Source organism: Bacillus sp. UNC69MF, assembly GCF_000746035.1.
GTDB classification, from domain to species: Bacteria; Bacillota; Bacilli; order Bacillales; family Bacillaceae; genus Bacillus; species Bacillus velezensis.
This window is the reverse complement of sequence record NZ_JQKM01000003.1, coordinates 584,408-608,314: the sequence shown is the minus strand read 5'-3', so window position 1 is coordinate 608,314 and position 23,907 is coordinate 584,408. Positions and strand designations below refer to the sequence as shown.

24 protein-coding genes are annotated in these 23,907 nt (G+C 50.0%); 5 read left to right on the top strand and 19 right to left on the bottom strand.

Annotated features, from left to right (window positions below; genetic code table 11):
* Window positions 1-26: 26 nt before the first annotated feature.
* Window positions 27-746: an L-lactate utilization/bacilysin biosynthesis transcriptional regulator LutR gene (locus BR62_RS0103040; RefSeq protein ID WP_032869625.1), complete on the bottom strand. Its 720-nt coding sequence runs from the start codon at window positions 744-746 to the stop codon at window positions 27-29.
* Window positions 747-951: 205 nt separating this feature from the next.
* Here BR62_RS0103040 and lutP point away from each other — a divergent pair, with 205 nt between their 5' ends.
* Window positions 952-2,628, top strand: a complete 1,677-nt coding sequence (gene lutP / locus BR62_RS0103035; protein ID WP_032869623.1) for an L-lactate permease LutP — start codon at window positions 952-954, stop codon at window positions 2,626-2,628.
* Between the two features lie 37 nt (window positions 2,629-2,665).
* Here lutP and rpoN read toward each other — a convergent pair whose 3' ends face one another.
* On the bottom strand, window positions 2,666-3,976 hold the full coding sequence (rpoN, locus tag BR62_RS0103030) for an RNA polymerase factor sigma-54 (RefSeq protein WP_015240629.1): 1,311 nt from the start codon (window positions 3,974-3,976) through the stop codon (window positions 2,666-2,668).
* Between the two features lie 77 nt (window positions 3,977-4,053).
* Between rpoN and yvfG the strand changes: the two genes are divergently transcribed.
* Window positions 4,054-4,272 (top strand): protein YvfG, encoded by a 219-nt coding sequence (gene yvfG / locus BR62_RS0103025; RefSeq protein WP_003151570.1) that lies wholly within the window; start codon window positions 4,054-4,056, stop codon window positions 4,270-4,272.
* 13 nt (window positions 4,273-4,285) lie between these two features.
* Here the strand turns inward: yvfG and BR62_RS0103020 are convergent, their stop codons facing one another.
* The 15 genes from BR62_RS0103020 to BR62_RS0102950 all read right to left on the bottom strand — a co-directional run bounded on the left by BR62_RS0103020 (window position 4,286) and on the right by BR62_RS0102950 (window position 20,000).
* The gene (locus tag BR62_RS0103020) at window positions 4,286-5,251 is read right to left on the bottom strand and encodes a polysaccharide pyruvyl transferase family protein (RefSeq protein WP_032869621.1); all 966 of its coding nucleotides are present in this window, start codon (window positions 5,249-5,251) and stop codon (window positions 4,286-4,288) included.
* On the bottom strand, window positions 5,230-6,402 hold the full coding sequence (locus BR62_RS0103015) for a DegT/DnrJ/EryC1/StrS family aminotransferase (RefSeq protein ID WP_007407381.1): 1,173 nt from the start codon (window positions 6,400-6,402) through the stop codon (window positions 5,230-5,232). Before BR62_RS0103015 ends, BR62_RS0103020 begins: the two co-directional genes overlap by 22 nt.
* 4 nt (window positions 6,403-6,406) lie before the next feature.
* Window positions 6,407-7,054 carry an acetyltransferase gene (locus BR62_RS0103010; protein ID WP_007407382.1) on the bottom strand — a complete coding sequence of 216 codons (648 nt, stop codon included), beginning with the start codon at window positions 7,052-7,054 and terminating at the stop codon, window positions 6,407-6,409.
* Window positions 7,051-7,659 (bottom strand): sugar transferase, encoded by a 609-nt coding sequence (locus BR62_RS0103005; RefSeq protein ID WP_012118505.1) that lies wholly within the window; start codon window positions 7,657-7,659, stop codon window positions 7,051-7,053. The genes BR62_RS0103010 and BR62_RS0103005 overlap by 4 nt, the downstream gene beginning before the upstream one ends.
* Window positions 7,656-9,173, bottom strand: coding sequence for an MATE family efflux transporter (locus BR62_RS0103000; RefSeq protein ID WP_007407384.1), 1,518 nt, complete (start codon window positions 9,171-9,173; stop codon window positions 7,656-7,658). The genes BR62_RS0103005 and BR62_RS0103000 overlap by 4 nt, the downstream gene beginning before the upstream one ends.
* A complete protein-coding gene (locus BR62_RS0102995) occupies window positions 9,170-10,204 on the bottom strand; it encodes a glycosyltransferase (protein ID WP_032869618.1) in 1,035 nt (344 codons plus the stop codon). The genes BR62_RS0103000 and BR62_RS0102995 overlap by 4 nt, the downstream gene beginning before the upstream one ends.
* Window positions 10,201-11,277 (bottom strand): polysaccharide pyruvyl transferase family protein, encoded by a 1,077-nt coding sequence (locus BR62_RS0102990; protein WP_032869616.1) that lies wholly within the window; start codon window positions 11,275-11,277, stop codon window positions 10,201-10,203. Before BR62_RS0102990 ends, BR62_RS0102995 begins: the two co-directional genes overlap by 4 nt.
* A 4-nt stretch (window positions 11,278-11,281) precedes the next feature.
* Entirely contained in the window at window positions 11,282-12,319 is a 1,038-nt protein-coding gene (locus BR62_RS0102985) for a glycosyltransferase family 2 protein (protein WP_032867033.1), read from the bottom strand.
* An 18-nt stretch (window positions 12,320-12,337) separates the two neighbouring features.
* Window positions 12,338-13,441: an EpsG family protein gene (locus tag BR62_RS0102980; RefSeq protein WP_032867035.1), complete on the bottom strand. Its 1,104-nt coding sequence runs from the start codon at window positions 13,439-13,441 to the stop codon at window positions 12,338-12,340.
* A gap of 3 nt (window positions 13,442-13,444) precedes the next feature.
* Entirely contained in the window at window positions 13,445-14,581 is a 1,137-nt protein-coding gene (locus tag BR62_RS0102975) for a glycosyltransferase family 1 protein (RefSeq protein ID WP_032869614.1), read from the bottom strand.
* Window positions 14,574-15,416, bottom strand: coding sequence for a glycosyltransferase EpsE (locus tag BR62_RS0102970; protein ID WP_032869612.1), 843 nt, complete (start codon window positions 15,414-15,416; stop codon window positions 14,574-14,576). Before BR62_RS0102970 ends, BR62_RS0102975 begins: the two co-directional genes overlap by 8 nt.
* On the bottom strand, window positions 15,413-16,552 hold the full coding sequence (locus tag BR62_RS0102965; protein WP_032869610.1) for a glycosyltransferase family 4 protein: 1,140 nt from the start codon (window positions 16,550-16,552) through the stop codon (window positions 15,413-15,415). Before BR62_RS0102965 ends, BR62_RS0102970 begins: the two co-directional genes overlap by 4 nt.
* Window positions 16,553-16,567: 15 nt before the next feature.
* Window positions 16,568-18,385 carry a polysaccharide biosynthesis protein gene (locus BR62_RS0102960; protein ID WP_180375362.1) on the bottom strand — a complete coding sequence of 606 codons (1,818 nt, stop codon included), beginning with the start codon at window positions 18,383-18,385 and terminating at the stop codon, window positions 16,568-16,570.
* A 221-nt stretch (window positions 18,386-18,606) separates the two neighbouring features.
* Window positions 18,607-19,287, bottom strand: a complete 681-nt coding sequence (locus tag BR62_RS0102955) for a CpsD/CapB family tyrosine-protein kinase (protein WP_007407393.1) — start codon at window positions 19,285-19,287, stop codon at window positions 18,607-18,609.
* Between the two features lie 5 nt (window positions 19,288-19,292).
* On the bottom strand, window positions 19,293-20,000 hold the full coding sequence (locus tag BR62_RS0102950) for a YveK family protein (RefSeq protein ID WP_032869609.1): 708 nt from the start codon (window positions 19,998-20,000) through the stop codon (window positions 19,293-19,295).
* Window positions 20,001-20,243: 243 nt separating this feature from the next.
* Here BR62_RS0102950 and slrR point away from each other — a divergent pair, with 243 nt between their 5' ends.
* The 3 genes from slrR to BR62_RS0102935 all read left to right on the top strand — a co-directional run bounded on the left by slrR (window position 20,244) and on the right by BR62_RS0102935 (window position 22,580).
* Window positions 20,244-20,699: an HTH-type transcriptional regulator SlrR gene (gene slrR / locus BR62_RS0102945; protein ID WP_007407395.1), complete on the top strand. Its 456-nt coding sequence runs from the start codon at window positions 20,244-20,246 to the stop codon at window positions 20,697-20,699.
* Between the two features lie 80 nt (window positions 20,700-20,779).
* Window positions 20,780-22,228, top strand: a complete 1,449-nt coding sequence (locus BR62_RS0102940) for a carboxylesterase/lipase family protein (RefSeq protein WP_020956377.1) — start codon at window positions 20,780-20,782, stop codon at window positions 22,226-22,228.
* Window positions 22,229-22,379: 151 nt separating this feature from the next.
* Window positions 22,380-22,580, top strand: a complete 201-nt coding sequence (locus BR62_RS0102935) for a hypothetical protein (protein WP_020956378.1) — start codon at window positions 22,380-22,382, stop codon at window positions 22,578-22,580.
* A 31-nt stretch (window positions 22,581-22,611) separates the two neighbouring features.
* On the opposite strand, the gene BR62_RS0102930 is transcribed toward BR62_RS0102935, so the two are convergent.
* Complete coding sequence (locus BR62_RS0102930; RefSeq protein ID WP_032867038.1) at window positions 22,612-23,142, bottom strand: dihydrofolate reductase family protein; 531 nt, start codon at window positions 23,140-23,142, stop codon at window positions 22,612-22,614.
* A 79-nt stretch (window positions 23,143-23,221) separates the two neighbouring features.
* A complete protein-coding gene (locus tag BR62_RS0102925) occupies window positions 23,222-23,851 on the bottom strand; it encodes a YczE/YyaS/YitT family protein (RefSeq protein WP_032869607.1) in 630 nt (209 codons plus the stop codon).
* Between the last annotated feature and the right edge of the window lie 56 nt (window positions 23,852-23,907).

Genomic DNA, 23,907 nt, shown 5'->3' with positions numbered 1-23,907 from the left:
TGTTATCCCCTTTCACAAGTCAGCTTCTATACATTTTCTTCAAAATAAGCCCCCAGCACGTCTTCCACATTCGTCAGGTGCGCCGTCATCGCGGCTTCCGCTTCATCCGCGTCTTTGGCGGCGACGGCGCTGTAAATGCGTTCATGCTCATCATACAATCGCTGCACGCTCGTTCGTTTAGAAAACAGCCAAATTTTTCTCGTTTCTCTCATCGTTTCCAAAAGGAGCGCGGAGACATGATTCATGAGATGCTTGAGCAGCCCGTTTTGTGATGCTTCTGCCAGCGCCATGTGAAAGGAGAAATCCGCTTTTTCGCCCAATTCTTCGTCTCCGTCAATGTCTTTCATCTCCAGGAGAGCTTGGCGGATTTTTTGTAAATCGTCTTCGGTGCGTTTTTCAGCGGCCATGGCGGCGACGCCGAGTTCAAGCAGCTTTCTGACTTCGAGCAGCTGTTTGACGTCCTCTTTTTTCATCAAAAGGGCGGAAGAAAGCGGCTGGGAAACATGAGACGGCTCAAATTCTCTTATGTATGTGCCTTCTCCCTGCTTCATGTCGACGAGCCCCATCGCTTTCAAAGCCGACAGCGCTTCTCTGACCGCCGAGCGGCTGACCTGAAAACTCTCAGAAAGCGCCTGAACGGAATCAAGCTTTTCACCCGGCTTAAGCTCGCCCGCTTTTATCTTCTCCAGCAATGCGTCAGCGACTTCCTCGTAGATTTTTTTCGTTTTAATTTGTTTATATTTCAACGCGATCACCCCGTCACTTGTGAATCTTGATGTTTATCGTCTATTATACTTCTTTTTTTGTGCCGCCGACAGGTTCAGACAATTTGTTCAAGAAAAGTATTGTACTTTCAAAACTTTCAAAATATAATGCTAATTAACCCGGTCATCTGATGACCTTATCATAAAAAGTAATCGCTTACATGACATAAGGAGGGGTTTTTTAGGGATGCAATGGACACAGGGGTACGCTCCTTTAGGGGGAAATTTGCTTTTATCGGCAGCTTGCGCGCTCGTGCCGATTATCTTCTTTTTTTGGGCGCTTGCGGTGAAACGGATGAAGGGGTACATAGCGGGGCTTTTAACGTTAGCCGTTTCACTTTTAATCGCTGTATTTGTTTACGGCATGCCGGCTGAAAAAGCGGTGATGTCCGCTTCTCAGGGAGCGGTGTACGGGCTGCTTCCGATCGGCTGGATTATCGTCACATCGGTCTTTTTGTATAAAATCACCGTGAAAACGGGACAGTTTGAGATTATCCGGAGTTCGGTGCTCTCAATTACAGATGACCGGCGTTTGCAGGCGCTGCTCATCGCCTTTTCATTCGGGGCGTTTTTAGAAGGCGCCGCCGGTTTCGGCGCTCCCGTCGCGATCTCGGCCGCTTTGCTCGTCGGACTTGGTTTTCAGCCGCTGTATGCGGCGGGAATTTGCCTGATTGCCAATACGGCGCCCGTTGCCTTCGGCGCGATCGGCATTCCGATTACCGCCGTCGAAGGTCCGACCGGAATACCGGCAATGGAAATTTCTCAAATGGTCGGCCGGCAGCTTCCGTTTTTATCCGTCTTTATTCCGCTGTACTTAATTATTTTGATGAGCGGATTTAAAAAGGCTTTTGAGGTATGGCCGGCCATTCTTGTTTCCGGCGTCTCCTTTGCGGCCGTGCAGTACGCAAGCTCGAATTTTTTAGGGCCTGAGCTCCCGGATGTGCTGTCGGCGCTTGTTTCCATGGCCGCACTCGCTCTGTTTTTGAAATTTTGGAAACCGAAAACGGCCTTTCGTTTCGCGGCAGAACGGGAATCAGCAGCGGCCGCTGACCGGGCGCCGATCAAGTACGGGGGCGCCGCGGTGTTTAAAGCGTGGTCTCCTTTCCTTCTTCTGACGGCCATGATATCCGTTTGGGGGATTTCCGGCGTAAAGGCTGCCTTAACCGGTCATTACGAAGGGACGTCAATGTGGCTTTCCTGGCTGAATGCAGCCGGGCGTGCATTGACCTTCACGCCTCCCGTCCCATTTGTAAATCAGCAGATTCTTCAGGCGGACGGCACGCCGATTGAAGCCGTGTACAAACTTGAGCTTTTCGGTTCAGCGGGGACGGCGATTCTGATTGCCGCCGTCATCTCCAAGTTCGCCCTCGGCATGTCGTGGAAGACATGGGGCGAAGCGTTTATAGAAACGGTGAAAGAGTTAACGCTTCCGGTCGTGACCATTGTTTCTGTTGTCGGCTTTGCTTATGTGACGAATGCTTCCGGCATGAGCACGACACTCGGTCTTGCGCTTGCCATGACGGGCGCGATGTTTACCTTTTTTTCGCCGGTGCTCGGCTGGCTCGGGGTATTTATTACCGGCTCTGATACGTCGGCCAATCTGTTGTTCGGCGGATTGCAAAAGGTGACGGCGCTCTCTGTCGGGATGGACCCGGTTCTCTCCGTTGCCGCCAATTCATCAGGCGGTGTCACCGGAAAAATGATTTCTCCGCAATCCATTGCGGTTGCCTGTGCCGCTGTCGGTCTGGCGGGCAAGGAGGCCGACCTTTTCCGTTTTACGATTAAGCACAGTCTGTTTTTGCTTCTGCTCGTCTGTCTCATTACATTTTTACAGCATCATCTGTTTTCATGGATGATCCCGTAATACGGAGAACCTCCCCGGGGTTTGGCTCGGGGAGGTTTCAGCTGTACCGTTTTCTCGCCGATGACGGCGGAATATTTAATTGGTCACGGTATTTGGCGACGGTGCGCCTTGAGATTCGGATGTCATATTGTTCATGCAGCAGATCGGCAAGCTTTTGATCTGAAAAAGGTTTCTTTTTATCTTCTTTACCGACCAATGCCTCCAGATGCGCTTTTACGGCATAATTGGAGGCGCCGCCGTCCCCTGACGATTCAGCTTTCGCCGAGAAAAATGTTTTCATTTCATACAGTCCGTACGGCGTCTGAACGTACTTCCCTTTGATGGCCCGGCTGATCGTTGATTCGTGGAGCTCCAGCGTTTCCGCCACCTCTCTTAAGGTCAGCGGCTGCATTCCGCTTTTTCCTGTGAGAAAAAAGGATTCCTGCCGTTCAGTCAGGACGCCGATAATTCTCGTGATCGTTTGTTTTCTTTGCGACAAAGCCCGGTTCAGCCAGCGCCATTCCTGATATTTTGCCGACAGATAATTTTTCGTGTCACGGCACCCGGCAGCTGACAAGAGCGGCTGATAATGGGTATGAAGCTGGATGTCAGGAAACGAACGGCTGTTGAGCCGCGCTTGAATGATGCCGTTTTTCACTGTGATGAAAATATCCGGTTCCACGTAAAAACCCGGCTCCTCATGCGCATAACGGAGCCCCGGCCTCGGATCAAGGGCGCTGATCATGTCAGCGATGTCCTGAATGTCTTTAAGCGGAATGCCCGTTTTTAGTGTAAGCGCTTTCCAGTTCTTTCTTGCAAATAGCTCAAAATAGGCGTCGGCAATCCATTCCGCCTGTTCGTTCCGCTCGGGAAGACGGCGGAGCTGAAGAAGGATGCATTCCTGCAAAGACCTGGCGCCGATTCCCGCGGGCTCAAGGGATTGAAGCTTTTTCAGAACCGCTTCCGTCTCCTCTTGTGAAGCGGATACATGGTCGGCGGCAGCTGGTATGTCCTCTTTTAAATATCCGTTTGAGTCCAATGAATGTATCAGATAATTGAAAATCTTTTTCTCATCATCGGACAGCTTCATATCTAAGGCTTGCTGTTTGAGCGAATCCTGCAGTGTTTTGCGGGTAAGTCTGATCTGCTGGCTTCCGTCCCGTTCTTTCATCCTGTTTTTACTTGTTTTATGGTAAGATAGTGGCGGCGTGTCTGTTTCCTTTCGTTCAATCAGAGGGTTTTCCAGTGAGAGCTCATCAATATATCCGGCCAGTTCCGCGGAATTGTATCCGAGTAATGTGATAGCCTGTTTAAGCTCTTGCGTTAATTGAGGCTTTAACATTTGTGTTTGCTGAAGTTTGATATCCATCATGCTCACTCCCCTTTTTTCATTGTACATGATTGGTTTCATACCGTATATACTTATTAAAAGGAGTTGCTTTATAGATGTCAGAACTTTTTTCTGTTCCTTATTTTATTGAAAACTTTACACAGCACATTGAAATGAATCCGAATGAAGACCGAATTCATGCGATGAACAGCTATTACCGCTCCGTCGTCTCAACCCTTGTTCAGGATCAGCTGACGAAAAACTCGGTTGTGCTCAAAAGAATTCAGCATTTGGATGAGGCGTACAACAAAGTAAAACGCGGAGAAACAAAATAAACCTTCCGCTCATTCAAAGCGGAAGGTTTTCCTTCGTGCCGGCGGTTTCCCCGATCAGACGGACATCCGGCGCTTCGTGCATCCAGGTGTAATAATAGTTGGCGTTTTTCCCGTATGAATTATCAATGACGGTATTCGGTTTCCCGAGAAGCGAGGACAGAATGTGGCCGTGAAGCCTTGACGTTTCCACCGATTCGTACCTGCTGAAAAACAGGACCGCTTTCTTCGTTAAGAAATCGGAATAGCGTTTCCAAAACCGCGCAATCGGCAGCGGGTTTCCCGCTTTTTTATTCAAAACATTCAGCGTTTGGAAAAAAGCGATTCCCCTGCGGTCGCTTGCTGACAGCACATCCTGCCAGTCGCAGCTTTTAACGGAAGAATTGATTTGCAGCTTCGGATTGATTTCCCCATCCGTGCGGATAAAATGAAGCCTGCCGCGTGACGGAGCCGCTGACGCCGCCATCGGATACAGCTGATGGGCCATGTCAGGCATAAGCCCGATATGATTCGCCGAAAAGAAGTGTTTTGCAGTTTCGTATGACACATGATCTCTCGTAAACAGGTGGAGATCCTTGTGCTCCGCAAAAAGCGCCGCTGTCTTCTCAAGCCGTGTCTCATCCTGATAATAGATGGATTGCGGCAGGATGACGATCCTGTTTTCCGGAAAGGATTTGACGATTTTTTCCCTGAACGTCTGATAGTACGGATAGAGATCCCCGAAATTTCCGCCACCCTGACAGACGATGATCGTCTTTTTGTCCGCCCGGCGCCCGAATGGAAAATTGTCGGGATTCCAGCGCTGTTTCACGCGGATGCCGTGCGCTTTAAAAAACGCCTCCGTCCCTTTCATTATCAATAAATCCCCTACATTTCCGTAGAGGGGATAGTCGGCATATATGATGTCAGATTGCGGCGGTATAACGCTGAGCAGACCCGTCAGCGTTTCTTTTAATCGGCTCATAACATGGCGGCTGTCCATGTTTTCTCCCCTTTCGTTTCAAACAGTTGCGCAAGTGCGTCAATGACACGCTGCTGCTCCTCAGAAGACAAGTCAGACCCGGACGGCAGACAGATGCCCCGGCTGAAAAGGTTCTCAGAGACACGCTCATGTTCGCTGTGAGGATAAAAGACGGAAGATGAGAAAAGCGGCTGCGTATGCAGCGGTTTCCACAGCGGCCGGGCCTCAATGTTCTGTTCCGCAAGACAGGCGACGGCTTCTTCCGGCGTCACGCCGTTATCAAGCGTCAGAGCCGTCAGCCAGCGGTTTGAAACCGTTCCTTCAAGCTCCGGCATCATGCGGATGCCCGGATACGTTTCCAGCGCTTCCCGATACCTGTGAAAGATTTCTCTCCTCGCCCGAACGCGATCTTCGAGCACTTCCAGCTGCGATATCCCCACGCCCGCGAGAATGTTGCTGAGCCTGTAGTTATACCCGAGCTCGCTGTGCTGGTAATGAACGGCGGCATCTCTCGCCTGGGACGCAAGAAACCTCGCTTTTTCAATCGCGGCTTCATCGTCAGACACGAGCATGCCGCCTCCCGATGTTGTTATGATTTTGTTGCCGTTAAAGGAATAAATGCCGAAACGGCCGAACGTGCCGCTCTGCCTGCCTTTATATGTTGATCCTAAGGACTCGGCAGCGTCTTCAATCAGACAGACGCCGTATGCGTCACAAAGGCTCATTAATTCATCCATTTTCGCGCTTTGGCCGTAAAGATTGACGGCGATCACCGCTTTCGGGAGTCTGCCGCGCCGCTTTGCATCCCGCAGCGCCCGCTCCAGCGCATCGGGCGACATATTCCACGTCTCCCATTCCGAATCAATAAAAACGGGTTCAGCCTGCTCATACACAATCGGATTCGCCGTGGCGACAAACGTAAAGGAAGGACAAAATACAACGTCTCCTTTTTTCACACCCGCAAGCCGCAGGGCAAGATGGATGGCGGCCGTCCCCGAGCTTACGGCCGCCGCGCTTTTCACTCCCGCATATTCCGCGAGCCGTGCTTCAAACGAATTGACGAGCGGACCGAGCGGGGCAATCCAATTGGAACGGAAGGCTTCTGCGATGTATTCCTGTTCTTTTCCGCTCATATGAGGCGGAGACAAATAAATCCGTTTGTTTGTTTGCATGAAATCATCCTTTTTCATTATGGATAGGGGAGATGACGCGGGCCGGAACGCCGACCGCCGTCACATGGCCGGGAAGCCGGCTGATGACCGCAGCCCCCGCGCCGATAACGGACCAAGGGCCGATGTCAATCTGCGGTATGACGGACGCGCCGATTCCGAGGTGCGTTCCTTCCCCGACTTTCACTCCGCCGGCAAGCGCCGCGCGCGGTGAAAGATGGACGTAATCTCCGATTGTATTGTCATGATCGGCAACCGCCCCCGTATTGATGATGCAATGGGCGCCGATGTCAGCGCCCGCCTGAATGACGGCGCCCGCCATCACAACCGTTCCGTGTCCGACGGAAGCCGTTTCACTGACGATCGCCCCGGGGTGAATGAGTGCGGCATAATCGTCATCTTCAAGCCCAAGCGTTTCAGCGAACTGCTTTCTGACGCCGTTGCGGCCGATGCATATCGTGAACACGGCTTCGGGGACGAGTTTCCGAAGCATGTGCACGTCTTTCGTCCGGCCCGTATATAAACCGTTCCGAACGGCAAAACCGCTGAATTCGTCATCCAATACGCCCGCAAGCTCCATATCGGAACGGGCCTGCACGATTTCCTTCACGACTTTTCCGTGTCCGCCGTTTCCGATCAGCACGACCTTTTTCACGATGACATATCTCCGCTGCCTGTGAAGCGTTTTGCCGTCACATGGCCGGCTTGATGTATGCCTTCTGACACGAGAACTTTTTTCACTGTTAAAAGCAGAATCTTTAAGTCGAGAAGAAATGTGCGGTTGTCGACGTACCACACGTCGAGCTTGAATTTTTCCTCCCATGAAATCGCGTTTCTCCCGTTAATCTGCGCCCAGCCCGTAATCCCCGGCTTCACCTCGTGGCGCCGCGCCTGCTCCGCCGTGTAAAGCGGCAGATAATCCATCAGCAAAGGGCGGGGGCCGACAAGACTGATATCTCCTTTGAGCACATTAAAAAGCTGGGGAAGCTCATCGATGCTCAGTTTTCTGATCAGCCTTCCCGTTTTGGTCAGACGGAGATGATCCGGAAGCAGCACACCGTTTTCATCACGCGCATCCGTCATCGTTCTGAGTTTATACAACGTAAACGGACGCCCGTTATGCCCCGGTCTCGTCTGTTTGAACAATACCGGAGACCCGATGGCGCATCTGACGGCTGCCATGGCGAAGAGAAGGATGACGCTCGCGCCGCACAATAACAACATCGCGGCCGCTATATCAAATACACGTTTCGCCTTCAAATCTGAACAGCTCCTTTCACTTTTCGGCATTTCTGTAAAGCAAGCCGCCTTTCTTCTTTCGTACAAATGAAGAAAAAAGCGAATGCGGCATAGCTCATGCATACGGCAAGCCCCGCGGCGATCAGACCGGCCCAGCTGTCAAGCGGTGAAAACAGCCGGATACCCCGGCAGACAGCCCAGGCAAATACGGCCGCCGCCAACGGGCCGAACATTCCTTTGTAAAACGCGGTTTTCTGAAAGCCCGTAATATGCGAAACATACAGCGGCGTGAAGACGGCATTTTTCAAAATGAGAGAGACTGCACCGGCGATGGTGATGCCGTACAGCCCGAGATGTGCCGGTCCGCTGAGAACCACGGCCAATATGACATTCAGTCCGCCTAAACATAAAGTAACGACGGCGGGCGTTTTTTGTTTATTAAAAGCCGTCCATACGTAAAAAAGCGGCATGACAGAGAGACTGACCGCCAAATACCCGGCGTGAATGTATAAAAGCGGCGCCGTCTGCACAAACGACGGGCCCAGCCAAATCGCCAGAAACGGTTCGGCAAGCCCTCCTAATAATGCGGCGGGAAGCGCGAGCAGAAGCCCGTTCATCCGCACAGCCTTATTGGCGTAAGACAGGAGACCTTCCATATCCCCTTTTGAGTAATAGGAAGTCAAAACCGGCGCAAACAGTGAAGCAAGCGTCCCTGCAAGACTTCTGAGCAGAAGCGGGAATTGAATAATCGCCGCATAGACACCCGCCTCAGACGGCCCCAGCACGAGGTTGGCCGTCATGAGGTCAATCTGCAGAAACAGCAGCACGCCGATCTGGTTGACAGAACTCCAGGCACCGGCCGAAAACAGCACTTTGCTCGTCTGTAATGACAAGGTTTTACGGCTGAAAGAAAACCACGGAATCAATTTCTTAAAGAAGAAAAAAGTCAGCACGGCCGCACAGACGGCTCCCGCTAATGCCGAAAGCTGGATCTGCCAGATTTTCGGCGGCAGGCACGTAAACAGAGCGAGCACACACAGCACCCTGACCAGCATTTGCACGGCCTGAATGGAGCTTGTGATATAAAGCTTGTTGGCAAAAAACGGCCCCGTCGCGAAACCCGCCATAAAAAACGTCAGCATAAACAGCACGCTGCCGATTACGATAGACAGCCTCACATCCGTTAAGAGCCCGGCCGGCACATTCATAATCTTGTCAATAAAAAAAGCAGTCCCGGCGAGCGGCACAGCGAGTAATAGAGATATCACGACAGACGCGGCTAAATAATTGCTTACATACGCATTGGCCTCATCCCTGTTCCCCCTGTGGGCGGCGACGGAGAAAAACCTCACAACGACAGAGCTCAGCGCAACGGTAATAATAGAGAAATAGTTAATGATATTCTGTGTCAGATGGACAAATCCAAAAGCCTCCACACCTAATGTTTTCACAATAAAGGGCGTCATCCACACTGATAAAAACACCGATAGTAAAAACGCCGTCACATTGGCGCCGAAATTAATGGCAAATTTCATGCTCCTTCCGCACTGCCTTTCTCTTTCGATTTCCGTTCGAAAAACGCATGCAGAAGAAGAGGAAGGCGCATTTTGCACAGACCGAGCACCACGCGCTCCCCCGCCAGCAGCTGTTTATGGCGGCACGGCGTCCTGCGCACCGCCGTTTTTACCATGTCATACGTTAAGATTCTGCCGATGTGCGCCGTAATCTGATGTGACGGCTGCGGGGCGGCGCATGCGTTGGCGATCAGCATCGGAATCTGATGCTTGCACAAATATGTATCGATATCGCTCCGGCAGGCGTCCGTCAGCCCGTTTTCCTCATAAAAAGCCATTTTCGCTTTATATTGCTTTTGCAGTTCGTGATCTAAGTGGGGCTTAAACGGTGTTTCTGTAAGACTTTGCGGATTTTCCCGGTAGATATACAGCCCTTCGTCTATCACTTTGATACGCGCGGCTTGGCGGAACGCTGCCAAATTAAACGGAGAGTCTTCGGCAAACCGGATATCTTCATGGAACAACAGCCCTTGCAATGCTTCTTTCCGGTATATATAGCGCCACACATACCAAATAAACCGATGTTCGTGCGCACGGGTCAGCAATGCAGTCATTTCATCCGCTGTGAAGACGCGGCCCGGCGGAAGGGACGGCGGCATATATGTTCTTTTCTTAGACGGCGTTTCTTTATAATAGCCGCAGCCGGCGATATCCAGCCGGTTCTTCTCCGCTTCTTCATAAAGCCGCTCGAACATCGTTTCCGTCACATAGTCATCGCCGTCCGCAAAACCGATATAACGGCCGCGGGCGGCTTTTATTCCGGCATTGCGGGCCGAGCTGAGGCCGCCGTTTTCTTTATGAATCACCCGGATTCTCGCATCTTCTGCGGCGAATTGTTCAGCAATCCGGCCTGACCGATCCGGTGAACCGTCATTGACGAAAATGATTTCGATGTCTCTCAGCGTCTGTTTTGTTAAAGAAACCGCGCATTCTTTCATAAAAGGCTCTGTCTTATACATCGGCACGATCACGCTCACAAGCGGCGCGGTCATTGGGCATCACCGCTGATTTTCGAGCGCAGCCCGGCAAAATAAACACTGCGCAAAGAACCGCCTTCCTCATGCTTGCCGCTGAGCAGCCGGTTTACGGCGGACGTTACGGCTTCAGGGTCTGGACGTTCAAGCAATGTCATGTTCGGTATGTTTTTCAGCCATTGATAGCCTTCCATCACTTTATGATCAAACGAACGAATGACGACACAAGGCGTTTTCGTCAGCGCGCAAAAAATCATCCCGTGAAGCCTGTCAGTGACGACGGCTTCCGCGCCTTTCAGCGTATTCCAAAGCGCCTCCAGCTCTTTTTCACGTGTATGGCGGCTTACCCTCCGGCCGACCGTCGTGGTAAAGGAATACAGCTCTCCGTACTCTTTTGCCAAAGCTTCTTTTACCGTCGTTCTGTCCTCAGCCGTCAGCGCACTCTCCTTATCCTCCCGTAAACAGAGGTAGATCCCTTCCCGCGGGATGCGCCGCTCGCTTTTATCCAAATATAAGACCATGTCAGGCTGTTTGAGCACTGTTTTTCCGGGAAAATGACGCTTCATCCATTGATACGTCGTCTCATCTCTCGCCATTAACAAAAGGTCGGGATGCGCATTGTACACTTTTCGGGCGCGCTTCAGTTCCTTCCGTCCCTTTTTTGATTCAGAAAAGTGAGCCGTCGCCGGAAGCTGAACGATCCGATATTCCCGGAATGTTTTGATGATAAAGCGGCGCGTCCATTCCTCATACCGATACAAATCCCCCATGTTCCCGCCGCCGATGATGAATACCATATCATCGGGGTGGCGCTTTTTGATCAGCGCTTTTGCGGATCTGTATATATCCTTCATATCCACCTCGACAATGTCAAAATCGGGATACTCCCGTTCAAGAAACGTTTTGCTTGCGTAGGCGATGGCGTGATCGCCGAGATTATCGTGGGACGGGAGCAGCGTCAGAATGATCTTTTTTCTTGCCGCTGTAAGCCCCGCCCCATCCGCTGCCGTTCCGAAATGAAATTGGGACGGGTATTTGACCTTAAGCAACAGCCATTCCGCGAGATTGATTTTTAAAGATTGTATCGACATGTCTTCACCCTCTGATTTTCATTTTGTACTCGATTGCCCGCTGATACGCGGCTGATGCCAGCGACACGAACGGAATCAGCTTCAGCTTCGCCAAAAGCAGAAGGCATGAGCGTTTGGCGTCAAACGGCGCCGTTCCGGTTTTGGAAAGGCTCAGGCGAAACACGGGATCAGCGCATATCCGGCTGATATTCTTCCACTTCTCAGAAAACCGGCCGCCGTTATTCCGCTTCCATTCATTCAGCAGGCAGACTGTTCCGTGCTGAACGATGAAAAAATCCAGCTCCTGCCGGTATTCCTGTAAGCAGCCGTTTTCACGCAAAAAAGCCTCGTTCAGCCGATAGAGAACGAGACCTGAGTCAAACAGCTTTTTCTGATAGCTTTGCACAATGGAAGTCAAGTGAATCCGATAATGATAGAGCGGCTGATCCACGTACGAGACCGCACCTGCGAAAACATGCGCCCGGAGGCTGAAGTACTGATCCTCCACGTGCTCCAGCTCATCACGAAGCGGAAAGCGCAGCTGATGATGCTCGATCATGGTTCTTTTGTACAGCTTGTTCCATGAAAAACCGCTGACTCTTCCTTCAAATAAATCTTTCAGGTACCATTGTTTCGGGCGGCCCGCGTACGCTGAAGCGATCGTTGAAACGGCGGTTTTCCCCGTATCCGCAAATTCGGCCGCATATTCGCAAATCACGAGATCAGCCTGATCAGCCTTCGCTTTTTCATACATGCGCAGGCAATAATGAGGTTCAACCCAGTCGTCCGCATCAATAAAAGCGATAAATTCGCCGCGCGCCGCCTCGATCCCCCTGTTGCGGACCGCGCCGAGCCCCCGGTTTTGCTGATGAATGACCCGGATTCTCTCATCCCGCTTCTGATAGGTTTCAAGAATCGCCGGGCTTTGATCCGTTGACCCGTCATTAACGGCCACGATTTCGATATTGGCGAGCGACTGATTGAGCAATGAATCTAAGCATCTTTCTAAATAAGTTTCCGTATTATACACAGCAATTAATAAACTGACCGCGGGTGTTTCCATATAAACCTCCAATATCCATTACCGGGAAAAAATCGTTCTGTACGGAAGCACAGACGAATCGACCGGCATAAGCAAGTAACTGTAAAGAAAATAACAGACAATAATGGCGATATAAATCAGCGCATTTGATTTTTCATCAAAAATCCTCACAAAATAAGGGATCAGGATCATTTGGTACAGGCCGAAATATATATTAAACCGGGCGAAAATAACATCCTTTGTCGCCAAAAGACCGAAGAGCAAGCCGAGCAGACAGAAATTCACGATGACATCAATGTCGGGCCAGAGCTTCCGCAGCCGCTCCCGATAGCAGAAAGCCAAAAACAGCGGCAGAAGCAGCACCGCGATTTTTACGACGTTCATCCCGTTCGTATTGGTCATCAGCCATTTCTCATAATGGCCGTATGAGCTGTTTTCCAGCACGACGACAAAAAGCGAAATGAACTTCTGATACAGAAACGTCATAAGAAGAAACAATGCCGACAGTCCGAAAATCGCGGGCGACCAGGCTTTTTTTCTGACGAGAAAATAAACCGGAATCATAATCAGCGCTGAGGAATGAAAAAGCGAACACAGCAGCACGATTGACATATAACGCTTCCAGCTTCCGCTGATCACGTAGCGGACGGCCCAAAACAAAACGGCCGCCACCATATACTGCCTGATCCCGTTAAAGGAAGCGTAATAGTGATACGTGCCCAAAAACAAAAACACACTCAGCTCAAACGGACGGCCGAACTCAACGAGCCCCTTTAAAATAAAGCTGCACGTCACGACCGCCACGGTGAAATACATGATTTGCGGATCTTTCGTGATAAAATTCATGAGCCAGATGAGAGCCGTAAACCCCGGATCAACGGCTGCTTTTTTCGCTCCGAACCCGAAGATCTCCCAAATGCTGCCGTAATTTCCCGCCAGCTTGTACATCAGCGCGTACGTCTGAAAATCCGTCCCGACTCTGTAGCGCAAACCGGAGACCAATACGAGCGAAAGCAGCGGAACGATCATGACGAGCTGATTCGGCCGGTATCCGGTCGAAAGCGATTGATCACGCCCGCCGCACATTTTCGCGAACCATGACCAAATATAAACAATTCCCATATTGACTACATATACAATCATTCGTTACTGTTCCTTTTTCCAATTCATATTGTAAAGCTTCATAACAGCCCCCGCATTTTCTCCCGCGTCATATCCCTGCCATCTGAGGGTTTCTTTAATGCGCGCCCCGTCAGGCTTTGCCGCCTCTGCTGCCCGTAACACCGCGGATGCCCATTGTCCGGGCGGTTCTTTGAGGCTGAGCCTTTTGACCAGCCCGAGCCCGGCATCGGCTTCTTCCGTTATGCCGTCTGATATCACGCACGGCACCCCGGAGGCCTGCGCTTCAACGAGCGTGACGGGCAGCCCTTCATAAAGAGACGGCATGACAAATACATCCAGCGTTTTCAGCAGGGCATGAACGCGGTCTTCTATGCCGATAAAACGCACATCATCATCAAGTCCCAGCTTCACCGCCAGATTTTCCATGTCGGTGCGAAGCGGACCGTCTCCGGCGAGAATCAGGTGTAAACCGATGCCCCGCTCTTTCATATCAGCGGCCAGCCGGAGCAGAAATTCGTGGTTTTTTTCTTCTGTAAAGCGGCCGATATGGCCGATCACCAAACGGCCGTCTGCAATGCCCCGCTTCCTTTTTTCAGCTTCTGTATCCGCGCACCCGCCGGCAAATAAGTCGAGATCAATGCCGTTCGGCAAAAGATGCACGTCTTTTTCTTTCCCGAATAAGAAACGGCCCGCGTCTTCTCCGCAGGCGCACAGTGCCGTGGCGTTTACGGTAATCAGCCGTCTGAAAACAAACAGCTGCATCCCGGCAAGCCGCGACGCCCGCCCCCGCCACGACGTACTGTGCGAATGGCAGATCCGCACCGGGACGCCGGCTAAACGAGCGGCAAGCGCGATGAATCCCGACTGAAAATCGGTATGGGCGTGCACGGCGGCAAACGGGCCTTTTTCCTGAATCACCCGCTTGACCTGTTTCACAAATGTAATCGGGTTTGTGCTGCCGATGCTCGGCACATAAAAAAGCCGTCCGCCGAGAGCGAGAATTTCCTCATCATAAGCGCACGGATCGTTCCTATGGGTTAAAAAATCAAACTGCACCTTCGTTCTGTCCATCTTCCGGTACAAATTCATCATCATCGTTTCTGCGCCGCCCCTGTTCATCCCGCTGAAGATGTGCAGCACCCGCATCGGTTTGTCAGTCATGTTCGGCAAGCCCTTCTTTTTGGCGGATGTCCCTGTTTTTATGATAACGGTTCATGACCGCGGGCGGCATAATGGCGCGGATGAGCGGTTTTGCGATATACGCGTAATGGGAAAGCGGCAGCTTCAGCCGTCTGCATGCCTGAAAAACGAGGACCGCGTTATCAATGGAATACGTAAACGATCTCCTTTTAAACGCATCACTGTCCTCTCTGACTTTATACAGCGTTTCTTGGAGATTGTACCCCCGGAAACCCGCTTCAAAAAAGCGCAGCCACAAATCGATATCCTCCATCCGCCGCGTCCGCCTGACTGACCGGTAGCCGCCAAGCGCTTTGTACGCTTCAGCCCGCATCATAATGGTGCCGTGGCAGAATGGTGTGCCTTTCGCCATAATTCCCGGTTTCGGCACGGGCGGCAAAAGCCGGGCGCCCCTTACACCGAATTCGTCAAATACGAGCATCCCCGTGCCTACGACTTGATAGTGGGCGTGCTTGTTTAAGAAAGCGGCCTGTTTTTCCAGTCTCCTCGGGTTGGAGATGTCATCACCGTCCTGCCTGGCGATATAATCCCCCGTTGCGTATGTCAGACAGCGGTTCAGCGAAGCGGCAAGCCGTTGATTTGTCTTATTTTGAATCAGCGTGATCCGGTCGCCGTAATGATCCGCGTAACGGCGCGCAATCTGATACGTTCCGTCAGTTGACGCGTCATCACACATAATCAGTTCCCAATTCTTGTAAGATTGGCTCAGGATGGATTCAATACTCTCCGCTAAAGTCTCTTCGCAATTATAAATTCCCATGATGACGGAAATTTTCGGTTGTGCTCCTGTATTCATACGCTTTTCTCCTTTTTATCCATATAACCGGCGTAAATGTGCGCCATTTCCTTTACCGTACGTGTTTCCGAAAAACATTCCGCCGTCCTGCGCCCTTTTTGCCCCATTGCTTTTCGCAGACACGGGGAGCGGTACAGCTTTTCAATCCGATCGGCAAACGCCGCGCTGTCTCCGGCCGGCACGAGAAAACCGTTCACACCGTCTTCGATGATCTCACGGTGCCCCCTGTTGTCTGCGGCAACAACGGGCTTTTCGGCAGCCATCCCTTCAAGCAGATTCATGCCGAGTCCTTCGCGGATGCTTGAGGCGACAGACAGATCGGCAAGCTGAATCAGTTCATGAATATCGCGGCAAAAACCGTAAAACCGCACCATGTCAGATACACCGAGTGATTCAGCCTTTTTTCTGTACGGCTCTTCCATCGCGCCTTCTCCGGCAAATACGAGTTTCAGCTCCGGAATGCGGTTCTTCAGCAATGCCGCAGCCTCAATGAGAAGTCCCTGGTTTTTATTGCCGTTTAATTCAGCGGGGTATATGAGGATAAATTCCCCGGCGCCGAAGCCGTGTTTTTCTCTCAGACGTTCACTCTCTTCCCGGCTCACAGGGCGAAACCTGTCTGTATTCACGCCGATGCCGTGTATTTTCTTCGCGCCGCAAGCTGTTTTTTTCATTTGCTTGGCCCGTTCGTAATCCTCTTCATTAATCGTAATTAAACAATCCGTGTAAGAAGAGAGAAATTTTTCGATCGGGTAATAAAGAAGCCAGTTTTTCAGGGGCGCTCCGTCGCAGAAGTGAAAGCCGTGCGCGGTGTACAGCACCTTTGTCCCTTTTTGGCGCGCTTGTCTCGCCGCAAGGCGTGCGAGCACGCCGCCGACCGGCGTATGACAGTGAATCATGTCGTAGCCGTTGTCCTGAATGAGCCGTTTCAGCCGCCTGTAAACAGAAAGATTTTCGGGATGAAACGGCGAGCGCCGGATCGGAATGGTAAACTTTTCATCAACGAACGGAAGATTCATATTGCCGCCTGCCGCGACGTGCACCTCCCAGCCCATATCCTGAAACCATTGAAAATACGGGAGATGAAAGGCTTTAAAATGATAATCGACAGTGGCGCAGAATAATACTTTTTTCGTCATCTTTCTGTCCTCCCATCACACGCCTGCGGCCGCTTCTTCATGTACTGATTCGATCGCCTCAAACAGCCTTTTTCTCAGCTCTTCTTCAGGCAGACGGCTGAATTCCTCCATAAAACGGATGAGCACGGCCCAATTCCCGTCCACCGCTTTCCCGATATGGATTTTCGGAAAAATCTGCTCCGTATGTACTTCATTATGATTCAGCAATTCTTCATACATCTTTTCTCCCGGGCGGATGCCGGAGAATTCGATGGGAATCTGTTCTGTCGTATAGCCTGATAAATGAATCAGGTTTTTGGCCAGATCGACGATTTTGACGGGTTCTCCCATATCCAGAACGAAAATCTGCCGCCCTTTTGCAAGCGCCCCCGCCTGAATGACGAGTCTTGACGCTTCGGGGATCGTCATAAAATATCTTGTCATCGCCGGATGCGTGACGGTGACGGGTCCGCCTTTTTCAATCTGCTTTTTGAAAATCGGAATGACGCTGCCGCGGCTTCCGAGCACATTTCCGAAACGGACGGCGGCGAATTTGGTGTTGCTGACCTTTCCGAGGTTCATGATGACCATTTCCGCAAACCGTTTCGTCGCGCCCATGACATTGGCCGGATTGACCGCTTTGTCAGAAGAAATCAGCACGAAGGTTTCCGTTCCGCACATGTCGGCGGCTTCGGCGACATTTTTCGTGCCGATAATGTTGTTTTTAACGGCTTCTTCCGGATTATGTTCCATTAACGGTACATGTTTATGGGCAGCCGCATGATAGACGACGTGCGGCTCGTATTTTTTCATCAAAGTAAAGATTTTATCTCTGTCCTGAATATCGGCGATCTCCGCGTGAAAGAGCACCTCTTTGCCGAAGCGTGCGGACAGCTCGGTATGTACGGAATGAATGCTGTTCTCCCCGTGGCCGAGAAGGACGATTTCCCGAGGAAGAAAGGCGCTGATCTGGCGGCAGATCTCAGAACCGATTGAGCCGCCGGCGCCCGTCACCAGAATCGTTTTTCCCTTGATGCTGTCAGAAATTTTGCTCGTATCAAGGGTGACCGGCTTTCTGCCGAGGAGATCTTCGGCTTTTACATCTCTGATGTGTCCGGCAGCCTGCGTTCCGAGCAGGATCTCATCAAATTGCGGCATGATTTTAATATGGGCGCCCGTCTGCACACATTCTTTGTATAACGTCTGAAGCTCATGGGTGCAAAGAGACGGAATGGCAATGATAATATGGTGAATTCTCAGCCTCTGCACTGCCGGCATAATGCTTTCTTTTCCGCCGATGACGGGCAGGCCCATGATTTCGAGCTTATGCTTCGTCTGGTCATCATCAATAAAAGCCACAGGCATGATTCCGAGATCATTTTTCTGGGTAAGCTGACGGACAAGCAGCGTCCCCCCCGCACCTGCGCCGATGATCAGCGCCCGGGAAGAGTCATTTTGCTTCCTGCCGATCGTTTCTTTCAGCACCCGGGAAATCATCCGGCTTCCTCCGATGAACAATAGCTGAACCATCCAGCTGACGGCCAACAGCCGGAACAAAATCGTGTGGAACACCCCGTATTGGACGGCCGCCGTTACGGCTGCTGACAGCGTGATCCCCTTCATCAAGGCAAGCAGCTCGCCTATTCCCGTGTACGTCCATACCTGCTTATACTGGTGAAACATAAAAGCGCATACATGATGGCTGATCAGCATGCTCACGGCAGTCAGCAGCAACGCTCCGGAGTCATAAAAGTGATAAGAATCCTCAAAAAATTGATATCCTATAACAACGGAAAGTAAAACGAGATACGTATCCAATGCAAAAATCATTGAAAGTCTTCTCCGGTAAGTCAATCTTTCCCCTCCTCATTTATCGGTTTAGCTGATACGGTTTTCGTAAAAACAGACATAACAGCTAAGCCGATAACAATGCATCATCTTAAGATAAAATTGGGCATTTAACCCGTCCTCACACCCCGCCACCGACGACCAGCATCTAAGGCAGCGGAAAACGCCGCCCACAGCAGAGCCGAGTGCCTCCGTTGATAAAGGTAAGGAGACATCACCTGCACCGCTCAATACGAGTAGTGCTCTGTTTTTTTGATTTTCTTTTTATTCAGCAGCGCCCCCAAAAGCTTTGCCTTTGACTGCTGGAGCGCGTCTCTCGCCTTTTGGACGGTATCCATTTTCGTTTTTCCGCTCAAGACGACGAGAACGCTTCCATCTGTTTGGTTCGCTAAAATCTGTCCGTCCGCCACAGCCAAAAGCGGAGGTGAATCGAAAATAACCAGACTGTACCGGCTGTACATCTCCTGAATCAGCTCTCCCATCGCCTTTGAAGATAAAAGCTCAGCCGGATTCGGCGGCGTCGGCCCGCTCGTTAAGACGTAAAGGTTATCAATCAGCGTTTTTTGCACCGTTTCGCCGAGGGAAGCGTTTCCGACTAACACATTCGTAAGGCCTTGTACATTTTCAAGCTGATAGGTCTCGTGTATCGTCGGTTTTCGTAAATCCGCATCGACGAGCAGCACCTTTTTTTCCTGCTGCGCAAATACCGCGGCAAGGTTGGCGGCGCTGAATGATTTTCCTTCTCCCGGAACGGAAGAAGTGACGAGAATAGAGCGCAAATGGGTCTGAACAGAGGAGAACTCAATATTTGTCCGAATGGTGCGGTATTGTTCAGCCACCAATGATTTGTGATGTAAAACGGATATTTGAGCCAGTCCCCTTCTTGATTTCTTTTTTCTGAATCCCAAACGCCTCACTCCCCGAAATGTTTTTCATCAGACCGTGTCTGCTGATTTTTGATGTCATACACAACCCCTAAAACAGGCAAGTCTGTTTTTTCGCTGAGCTGCCGCTCGCTTTTAACGGTTTCATCAAGAAAGTGGAGAAAAAACGCAAGCGTCACACCCACCATGAGAGCCGCACCGAACGCCATCATGATATTTCGGATGCGCGAAGGCTTGACCATCGGGCTTTCCGATGCTTTTGCCTCAGACAAAACAATGACGCCTTTTATATTCATCCTGTCACGGACTTCTTTTTTAAATGTCTTCATCAGCGTGTTCGCTATAGCGGCAGCCTGTTTCGGGTTCTCGTCCTGCACCGCTACGGTAATGATCTCTGAATCGGTTTCGCTGCTTGTCGTGATCTTTGCTTTTAAAGCGGATGCCGTCTCAGAAAGATGCAGCGTCTGCTTCACTTTCTCAAGCACTACCGGGCTTTTCATTATCGTTTGAAACGTATTGTTGTAATGAAGATTCAGCTGAACGTCGCTGAGATTCGAATTTTTTTCACCGCTTGTTTCATGAATGAGCACTTGGGTCGATGCCTGATAAACGGGCGAAATCACCCGGAATTGGATGTATCCCGTCACCAGCGTTACAACTGCTGTCATGATAAAAATCAGTAAAAGTCTGTGTTTAATAATGTCAAATAATTCTTTAAAACTCATATTCTCATTCATGTAATTACAGCCTCATCCTTATTGCATCAGGCTTAAACGCCCCCTTCTGTTAATGATTGGATTATAAAAGAAAAGGTCGAAATTTGAAAATTTCAAATTAAGCCATTTGGTTCTTTTTAAAGAACATTATCATGATTTTCCTCTTATTTACTGCACTTACCTTATAATTTTAAATTTTATAAAGAACGAAAAATTTCTTATAATGAACAAAAAATGCCAGTATACAGGGGAGAATTCAGCACAATGATTGGAAGAATAATTCGTTTATACCGCAGAAGAAAAGGCTACTCTATTAATCAGCTAGCAGTTGAAGCAGGTGTCTCTAAATCTTATTTAAGCAAGATAGAACGGGGGGTTCACTCAAATCCGTCCATCCAATTTCTGAAAAAAGTATCCGCCACCCTGCAGGTCGATCTGACGGAGCTTTTTGATGCCGAAACGATGCTGCACCACATGGGAGACACGGAAGATGAGTGGCGCATCCACCTTGTGCAGGCCGTGCAGTCGGGCATGCCGAAAGAAGAACTGTTCACCTTTACGAACAAACTGACTGAAAAACGCCCGGAGCCCGCACCCTACCGCAACAGAAAACTGACTGAATCCAACATTGAAGAATGGAAAGCGCTGATGCAGGAAGCAAAAGAACTCGGCTTGTCCGTTCAGGAAGTCAGATCATTTTTAGAACGGAAGCGTTACTGATGATATGCTGATGAAAGGGCTTTTATTCGCTTCATATCTTCATCTCTGTTTATAATGAAAAGAAAAAAGGGGATGAAATCATGACAAAACTTACCGTTCAAACCCGCTCCGGCGCACTGAAAGGAACTGCCGGCCGCGGTGCCCGCACATGGAAGGGCATACCGTACGCGAAGCCGCCCGTCGGAGAGCTCAGATTTAAAGCGCCGGAGCCGCCCGCACCTTGGGACGGCGTAAAACATGCCGATTCGTTCGGACCGGTTTGTCCGCAGCCGGATGATATGCTGTCTATATCGTTTTCCGGAGATGTACCGCCTCAATCTGAAGATTGCCTTTACCTCAATGTTTTCGCCCCCGATTCAGAGGGCGAAAAAAAGCCTGTCATGGTATGGATACACGGCGGGGCATTTTATTTAGGTGCCGGAAGCGAACCGCTTTACGACGGATCTGCCCTTGCCGCTGACGGAGATGTCATTGTAGTGACACTCAATTACAGGCTCGGACCGTTCGGCTTTTTACATTTGTCTTCTATTCATGACGCGTATTCCGCCAATATCGGGCTGCTCGATCAGATCGCCGCCCTGCGCTGGGTGAAGGACAATATATCCGAATTTGGAGGAGACCCGGATAACGTCACGATATTTGGTGAATCGGCAGGCGGCATGAGCATCGCCTCCCTTATGGCAATGCCTGACGCAAAAGGCCTGTTTCATAAAGCCATTTTAGAAAGCGGCGCCTCTCATACGATCCCGGCGGACATGGCAAAAGACATCGCGGCGGCATTTATTCATGAAGCCGGCACTGATCAATTGCAGGAGCTTTCCGTTAATGACCTGCTTAAGACTGCGGATAAAGTGCGGCGCTCACTAGATCAAAACATTTTTCAGCTTTTGTTTCAGCCCGCCATCGATCCGGCCACATTGCCTGCGGAACCGGTGAAAGCCATAGCAGACGGGGCCGCAGAAGGCATACCTATGATCATCGGAACCAATCGTGATGAAGCATATTTGTTTTTCACCCCTGATACAGACATTCATTCCGAGAAAAAACAGCAAGATTATTTGCATTATCATCTCGGAGAGAACTGCACTGAGCAAGCGGCAGATTTATATCCGCATTCATTAAAGGGACAAATCGATATGATGACGGATCTGATTTTCTGGCGGCCGGCTGTCGCTTTCGCACAAGGACAGTCGCAGCACGCACCGGTCTGGATGTACCGCTTTGATTGGCATGGCGAAACACCGCCGTTTCATAAAGCCGTTCACGCTCTGGAATTGCCGTTTGTGTTCGGAAACTTTGATTCTTTGAGAAAGACGCTGCAAGAACCGCTCGGTGATGACGCAGAACAGCTTTCCAAACAAATCCAATCCGCATGGCTCACTTTTGCAAAAACCGGAAACCCGAACACCTCTCACTTCAATTGGCCTGAATATGATACCGATTCACGCGAAACTTTGCTTTTCAACACGGATACCGCTGTCGAAAGTGATCCCGATTCAGCAAAACGCCGCATCCTGTTTCAAGCATAAAAAACGCCAAGGGAGCCGGCTCCCTTGGCGTTTCGTTTTCATCTTACTTCAGACATCAGTCAGTTTCGCAGTATATCCATTTCCACATTACCCCTGATATGTTATATTCTAACCCAATAAGTTAACCAAACATTCATAAAAGAGTTTTTATATGGAGAAATCAAGTATTATCGGCACAGCTGCCGTTATAATCGGGGCGCTTATGACCTTAGTTTCATTTATCTTCCTGCGCGACACTGATTTCTATGCCGTGAGGTGGATAGGGGTTGTTATCATGATTGCAGGATTTTCATGCGGGCCGGCCCACACCATTTCAAAACATAAAAACAGACATGAAAAAGAAACCCGGTAACCTTTACTGGGTTTCTTTCATACACTTCATTTTATCTCACTTCATAATGCAACTCCGCAAATTGTTTGTAACGCCTGACATCAGTCAGCTTCAGTCCTGTCTCCCGGTCTCCGGGTTTGAACAAAGAAATTCCGCGTCCGAGCAGAACGGGGGCGATCTGAATGATAAACTCATCGACAAGTTTTTCCTCCAAAACCGGGTGCAGCAGATCACTCCCGCCGACAATCCAAATCCGCTTGCCTTCTTGGCGTTTCAATGCTTTTATAAAATCGGCAGGCTCTTCATGAACAAACCGCACATGTTCAGTACGCCCGGTCAATGTCCGCGAAAACACATAGCATTCTTTACCTTTGTACGGAAATTCCTCAGGCAATAAAACCAATATGTCCTCGTATGTTTTTCTGCCCATGATGATCGTATCGACAGATTCATAGAAAGCTTCATAATCGGTGCCGTCTTCACCTTCAGTTCCGATTAACCAATCTAAAGAGTGATTTTCCCGCGCAAGATAGCCATCTGCGCTGACAGCTCCGTAAAAAACGAGCTTTCTTTGACCGCTCATAAAAATCCCTCCCCCTTTTTTATTATACCCTGAACATGCGGATGAAATGAAAAATGATAGAATCGGGTAAAAACCCCCGTTACCGGGTTTTCGTTTCTTCCTGTTTTGGAGATGCTGTTAATATGCCGTCTATCCATCTTCCGGTAATCGGCATAAAGAAATGGAGAATGCCCCCTCCTAAACAAACGGTTAATAACGTTCCGATGCCTACCGGACCTTTTAGCATCACGGCCAGTATGAAAAATATGAAGTAAATGACCGTTCTTGAAAAAAAGATGCTTCTCCCGGTTAATTCGCGGACAATTAACGTTAACCGATCAACCGGGATCGGGGCGAAATTTGTGTGCAGATAGGTTGCGGTTCCTATCCCTATCACAACTAAACCGATTGCAAAACAGCCCGCCTTTCCGTACCATGGTTCAGGCGTTATGATTCGGTGCAGGAAAAAAAGCCACATATCAATCCCGATTCCCGTTATAAACGCCGTAATCATCCCTGTAAATTCCGGTCTTTGTCTTTTTAACATTGAATTACAGCAAATTAACAGGAAAGCGATGATGATTTCCCAGCTTCCCACGGTAAGCCCTGCATGGACGGATAATCCCACAATAAGCGCATCAAAAGGAGACGTTCCAAGATCTGATTGAATCGTGACAGAAATACCAAAGGTCAAGATCATGATTCCTAAAACATAAAAAACATATTTCACTTTATCGTCCTCATTTTCTTATTTTATGTTGCAAATACAACAAAAATACGGTATGT